This is a genomic window from Stieleria sp. (assembly GCF_041595215.1).
GTDB classification, from domain to species: domain Bacteria; phylum Planctomycetota; class Planctomycetia; order Pirellulales; family Pirellulaceae; genus Stieleria; species Stieleria magnilauensis.
Genome location: NZ_JBFHKV010000425.1, coordinates 1 through 6,575, shown reverse-complemented (window position 1 = coordinate 6,575; position 6,575 = coordinate 1). Strand labels below are relative to the sequence as shown.

Below are 6,575 nucleotides of genomic sequence, written 5' to 3'. Positions count from 1 at the left end.
TGGAAGCATCCATCGAACTGACCCGCGACAACGCGGCTCTCGAAAACAGTGACTTACAGCGCACCGAAGAGCAGCTGCAAGCGTTGCGAGACGAATACGATGCCCTGAAAGCCGAGCACGAACAGACGCTTGCGGACAGGCATGCCGCGGAGCTGCGCATCACTGCCAATGAAACCGCGGCACTGGAAGCCGGCGATGAACTCGGGCGACAATCCGCGCTGATCGAATCGCTGTCCAAAACCAATGAAGCCCAGCTCGCCGAAATCCAGCACTTGAAAGAACAAGTTGAACGGCTGGGCGAAACCAGTGAATCGGATGTCGCCGACCGCGAGGCCCTGATCACTCGACTGAAAAACGAGCTGGCCGAAAGCGAAATGTACCGCCAGGCGACCCAAGACAAATTGGACGCGGTGCAGGCCCAGATCGAAGAACACGAATCGTCCACCCAGCAGCGCAATGAAACGATCGAATCCCTGCAGCGTCAGCGCGACGAACTGCAACAGCAGCGGGACGAATCGTCGCACAAATACGCGTCGGTCGTGACCAGCATCGAGACGATGCAACAACAGCTGGCCAGCGCCCTGGACCAGGCCGAACGGACCGCCGATCAGAACGAGCGGCTGGCCGACCTGATCGAAGAAAAACAAAACCGGATCGCCGAACTGGAATCCCGTGCCGCCGAGGCCGAGGCGGCTTGTGAGGGACTGGAAACCCTGCACGCCGAACTCTCCACCGCAACCGCGGCACTGACCAAGGTCGAATGCCAACTGGAAGACCGGACGGCTGAACTGCAGGACCGAGACCGCTTGGTGGAAACCCTCCGCGGCGAAATCGACCAATTGAAAGTCGCACGGCAAGAGGGCGCCGACGCCCAAGAAGAAGTCCGTGAATTGCTCGACGAGTTGCACGAACTGAAACAGATCAAACTGAAACTGGAAGACAAGCTGGCGACGCAAGCCGGCCAACTCGAACAGATCGCGGAGCTGCAAGAACGCATCGAAGAGCAAGACGCGGAATTGGAGTTCATCGCTAGCGAGGTCGACGACGAACGCGGCATTCGCAGCGAATTGGAAAACAAACTGAGCGAAAAGACGAGCACCATCGCGGATCTGTCCCGGCGCTGCGAATTGATCCAGCCGCTGGAAAACGAAACCAAATCGCTGACTGCGGAAATCGCCACGGGCCGCGCAACCATCGAGCAACTGACTTCCAAGTTGAACGAAAACGAACACATCGTCACGCAGCTGCAAGAGCGTCTGCAGGTGATCGACACCCTGGAAAGCGAACAACAGTCGCTGCGTCAAAGCTTGGATCAATCGGCCGCAACGATCGACCGGCTGACCGCCAAGCTGCAAGAGAGCGAACGAACCGTTGCTCGTCAGACCGAACAATTGCAGGCGATGGAGGCGTTGCAGAACGAAAACCAATCGCTCGCCGCCGAACTGATGTCGTCTCAGGCATCGGTCGAAGAGACTTCGGCACAGCTCCGCGAACACGAACGGATGGTCGCCGAACAATCGGCCCAGCTGGACATCTTGGGAGATCTGGAAACCGAAAAGGGATCGCTCTCTGAAAAACTGCTCGCCTCGCTCGCGTCGATCGATCAGCTGACGGCCCAATTGCACGACAGCGATCAAACGCTGGCACAGCAATCCGAAAAGCTTCTGCAGATGGAGCAGCTCGAAAGCGAAAAACAGACACTCGCTGAACGATTGGAATCCTCGCTCGCGTCGATCGAACAACTGACCGCCCAGCTACACGAAAGTGAATCGACCGTGGCCGATCACGCCAAACAGTTGGAGGTGCTGGAGGCCCTGGAGAACGACAACCAATCGCTCGCCGGCAAGCTGCAATCAAACCTCGAGAAGCTCGACCACCTGGCGACGAACTTGCGTGACCGTGACACAGAAATTGTCGAGCTGACCGAGCAGTGCGAACGCCTCAGCGGCCTGGAAGATCAAATCGAAACGCTGGGCCAGGATCTACAGGCCAGTCGAGCGACGATCGATGACTTGACCGAACAACTGAGTGACCGCGATGCCCAAATCAACGAGCTGACCGAGCAGTGTCAGGCCCTCACGCCGCTTACCGAAGAAACGCAGACGCTGACCAAGCGGTTGGCCGAACTCGAGCGGACCGAGGCCGGGCTGAGGGAAAGCTTGAGCGATCAAGATCGCGAGATCGAAACCCTGCGTGACAAGGAACGTGAACTCAATACGTTGCAGGACCGCCTTGCCGAGACGCAATCGGTGCTGCAAGAAACCGATGCCCAACGGGCCGCGCTGGTTGAAACCACCGGGGAACAGCAATCCGAAATCGAATCGCTGCAGAAACAACTGCAACAGATCAAAACGCTGCAAGGTGAGCTGGAAGTCAAAGACGAACAGCTTGCCAAGTCGGTCCGCGAAGTCGAGACGCTGTCGATGCAAATCAGCGAGCGTGAAGCGGTGATCGAGGACTTGAATCGACGCATCGGTTCGGTGGTCGATCTCGAAAAACAACTGCACATGCGAGAGCGCGATGTCATCGAGTTGAAAGAGCAAAGCGATCTGCAAACGCGGGCCTTTTCCGAACAACGCGACGAGTTACTTCGTCTGCGGCACGGCGTCGCCGATCTGGAAGCGACCAACAAACAGCTCGCGATCACGCGCGACCGACTGTCCAAGGCCGACCTGCAGTGCGACGAACTGGTCGCCGCCAATCAGGTGCTGGAAAGCCACGTCACCAAGCTGGGCAAAGAATTGGAAATCCAAGCCGTCTCGGTCGAGGACTTGAATCGGCGGCTGGAGACGAAGTCGAATCAGCACGAAGCGGCGATCGCGGAACTGCGTCAGGCCTCGACCGATTTGAAGCAGCAAACCGCGGTGGTCAAGCAGTTGCAAACGCAGCTCGCCGAACTGGACGAATTGCGGGCGGCCAACAAAATGCTTGCCGCCAAGAGTGCGGATCTGATCAGCCATCTCAAACGCGTCAGCGCCGAACACGAGGACAGCTTGAAAGCCAACGAGCATGCTCAGACCACGATTCGCGAGCTGCAAAACGAGATCCACGCCCAGACGGCCACGATCCGCACGCTGCGTCGCGAGCGTGGTTCGATCGCAGACCTGGACGGCGACGACGATCGCAAGGCGGCGTAGAATGCCGGCCCAGCGTCATTCTCGGGGAGTGCATCTTGTGAAAGATCGTTCCGCTTGGGATCTTGAACAAGACCCACGACGCCCGACTGGAAAACTAAATTGCCGGCCGATGAAGGTGAAGTGACCGTTCCCCGTCCTGGCAACGTTCCCAATCCGATGACTGACGCACCGCGTGACCCCGAAAAACAGCAACCGTCCCAAGAACCGGCGGCGCGTCCGATGATGCGGCTGGATGATGTGCTCAAACGGGCCGGCTGCGTGGGGACCGGCGGCCAGGCCAAAATCTGGATCCAAGACGGCCAGGTCACTGTGAACGGGGAAATCGAAACACGACGCCGCAAACAGCTGTTTTTGGGCGATGTGGTCGAAACCATGGGTCAAAGCATCACGCTGGACGAAACCTTTTTCGATTGTTAGCTGAAAAGTTCGGTGAAACCGGCAGTTTCACTGTTGACGGTCGCCGATCCGTCGCTGGATACTGCGCAACGCTGAGAAAGCTGGCGGCGGCGAATTTTCCGCCCTTCTCGGTGTAGACCACTTCGGTGACCTACTGTTGAGAACCCGTTTTCCCTGGACGTTTCAGGGATCCGTGGTTCAACCCCAAGACTGGCACTTCGGCTGATTAAACGCCGATCCGGTCTCGAGGCCATTTCCATTTGATGTCCGGAATGCCCACCGGCAGGAGCAGAAACTTTTAGTGGCGTTGGCACGACGAAACCCCCAACCAGAAAATCGCGACACCGTTCGCATCAATTCCAGTATCCGAATCAGTCCGATTCGAGTCGTCAGCGAGACTGGCGAACAGCTCGGAGTGATCTCGACCGAAGACGCCCTGGAGCGTGCACGCGATGTCGGACTGGACCTGGTTGAAGTCGCTCCCAATGAGCGACCCCCGGTTTGCCGAATCATGGATTACGGCAAATACAAATACGACAAGAACAAGAAAACGAACCGCAATCAAAGTCACACCAAGACGAAAGAAATTCGCTTGCGGCCGAAAACCGGCGACGAAGACATTCGTACGAAAATTCGACGCGCCGAAAAGTTCTTGAAGCACAAGGACAAGGTTCAAGTCAGTGTGCTGTTCCGTGGACGTGAGATGGCTCACATCGAAGAAGGCCGCAAGGTGATGGAGCAGGTCATCGAATTGCTCGACGAAGTCGGCAAGGTCGAAACCGCGCCCCAGCAACACGGCCGTCGGATGATCTGCATGATCGCCCCACGTTAAACAACGGGCCACTCGTCATCCTCGTCGCGACGCTTGCTTTGTAACCCTGGGCAAGCGTCGACGAGCCGTTCCACCACGTGATGCGAGAGCCATGTCCGCTGTCACTGTCGATGCCGTTTGCCAAACGCTCTCCCAATGGGCTCCGCTGGAATTGGCGGAGTCCTGGGACAACGTTGGCCTGTTGATCGGAGATCGCCACCGCGAGATCGGCAAGGTCATGACCTGCCTGACCGTGACCCCCAGCGTGGTCGCCGAAGCGATCGAGCGGCAGGCCGACTTGATCGTCACCCATCACCCGATCCCCTTTCGCCCGCTGCCACGCATCACCTGTGATTCGATCACCGGCGAAATCCTGTGGCGACTGATCGGGGCCAAGATCGCCGTCTACAGCGCCCACACCGCCTTCGACTCCGCCACCGAAGGCATCAACCAGAGCTGGGCAGAATCGCTGGGCTTGACCTCGATTGAACCGATCAACGATCCCACGACGGAGAACCCGCTGGGCAGCGGACGGCACGGGACACTGCCGACCGAAACACCGACGCGCGATGTGATTCGGCGGTGTGCCGAATGGGTTGATTGCCGGCAAGCTCCCCGCGGTGTTGGGCCGCTCGATCGCCCAATCACGAGAGTCGGATTCGCGTGCGGCAGCGGAGGCTCGTTCGTCACCCAAGCAGCACGCTGCGGTTGCCAGCTGTTGATCACCGGCGAAGCCAGCTTTCACGATTGCCTGGAAGCCGAGTCACGAGGCATGGCACTGGGCCTGCTCGGGCACTATCACAGCGAACGGTTTGCGATGGAGCAGTTGGCCAAACGACTCGCCGGCACCTTTCCGACGCTGACCCTGTGGCCCAGCGCCGCCGAATCCGACCCGATCCAAACGGTTTGAGAGGAACGCGTCACGGCAGTTTTAGCGGCAGGGCGCAAGCCCTCCGGTCCCTCATCGTTCCCGAAACACCGGAGGGCTCGCGCCCTACCGCTAAAAAATGCTTCACAGCTTTGCCCGAAGGGTGTCGAAGCAAATGCCGCCCGAACCCTCAGACCCGGCCGGCCGCCCCGAGTGGAAAACGCCCCCATCAACTCGTTCGCAATGGCGGTCTACGGCACAGCCGGCAGATCGATTCGCTGCGCACCCGTCCGGGGTCGACGGGAGTCGGCGACGGGCCTCCCGGAGGTGGCGCTACGCTGACCTCCGGCGACTCGCTGGCATCCCTCCGGGATACTCGGTTCGCTGACGCGAACCGTTGACCACAGATGCATCACGCGCCACTGGCTCACGCCACGTGCTGGGATTGCCTGGCGGGGATTGCCTTGCGGGGATGATGCCAGCGAGCGCGCAGGGCTGGCCCCACTCGCCCGACAGCCACAATGGGGGGTCCTGGCGGGCGGAGCTGCCAAAATGTCATTGAGTGCAGGCGGCATGGCGTTTGCGGAGTGGTGTGCGAGCCCACGAATTCATGAGAGAATAGCGCCGAGCGAGTTTCCTCCACGACGCTGATTCCCGTGCTCGGCTGTAAGACCCGGTCGCTCGAACGAGTATTCCCATAGGGAGCCGGCAGCACCGCAGCCCGCCCAACGCTGGTCACACCACGAAGTTTTCCGACCTAGATGATGGAGTCGAAATGACGAGACAAGAGAAATGGCTTGCCGCCCTGCCGGTGTACAACGAAGTCGACTACGTGAACGAGATTTTGGACCAGGTCGTTCAATATGCGTCCAACGTGCTCGTCGTTGATGACGGTTCGACCGACGGGACCGACAAACTTCTCGGCCAGCGCGACGACGTGACCGTGATTCGTCATGAGCAGAATCGTGGCTATGGCGCGGCGTTGCAAACCGCGTTCGACTACACCCTGGCAAACGGCTTCGATGGCGTCGTCACACTCGACTGCGACGGCCAGCACCAGCCGAAACGGATCCCCGCCTTCATCGACATGGCCCGTTCGGCGGACATCGTTTCGGGCAGCCGCTACCTGCATCACTTCGATGGTGACGACGCGCCACCGGAGGAGCGGATGTTTATCAACCGCCGCATCACGGCCGATCTGAATCGGCGACTGGGGCTGCAACTGACCGACGCGTTTTGCGGATTCAAAGCCTATCGCAGCGAAGCGCTGCGGCATTTTTCCATCACCGATACCGGCTACGCAATGCCGCTTCAACTGTGGGTCCAGGCAGCCGAAGCCGGATTGCGGATCGCCGAGATGGCG

General features: G+C 59.4%; 5 protein-coding genes. All 5 read left to right on the top strand.

Annotated features, from left to right (window positions below; genetic code table 11):
- Nucleotides 1–3,137 (top strand): hypothetical protein (locus tag ABX749_RS16940; RefSeq protein ID WP_372897010.1); only part of this gene is annotated, 3,137 nt, incomplete at its 5' end.
- Between the two features lie 156 nt (nucleotides 3,138–3,293).
- Nucleotides 3,294–3,554, top strand: a complete 261-nt coding sequence (locus tag ABX749_RS16935; protein WP_372897009.1) for an RNA-binding S4 domain-containing protein — start codon at nucleotides 3,294–3,296, stop codon at nucleotides 3,552–3,554.
- Nucleotides 3,555–3,834: 280 nt separating this feature from the next.
- The gene (gene infC, locus ABX749_RS16930) at nucleotides 3,835–4,365 is read left to right on the top strand and encodes a translation initiation factor IF-3 (protein WP_145209563.1); all 531 of its coding nucleotides are present in this window, start codon (nucleotides 3,835–3,837) and stop codon (nucleotides 4,363–4,365) included.
- 91 nt (nucleotides 4,366–4,456) lie between these two features.
- The gene (locus ABX749_RS16925) at nucleotides 4,457–5,254 is read left to right on the top strand and encodes a Nif3-like dinuclear metal center hexameric protein (protein WP_372897008.1); all 798 of its coding nucleotides are present in this window, start codon (nucleotides 4,457–4,459) and stop codon (nucleotides 5,252–5,254) included.
- 733 nt (nucleotides 5,255–5,987) lie between these two features.
- The coding region (locus ABX749_RS16920; RefSeq protein WP_372897007.1) for a glycosyltransferase family 2 protein at nucleotides 5,988–6,575 on the top strand (588 nt) is incomplete at its 3' end.

Bases quoted from the DNA above. Each gene is read 5' to 3' on its own strand.
- ABX749_RS16925 (WP_372897008.1), top strand. From the start codon at position 4,457: ATGTCCGCTGTCACTGTCGATGCCGTTTGCCAAACGCTCTCCCAATGG.
- ABX749_RS16935 (WP_372897009.1), top strand. From the start codon at position 3,294: ATGACTGACGCACCGCGTGACCCCGAAAAACAGCAACCGTCCCAAGAA.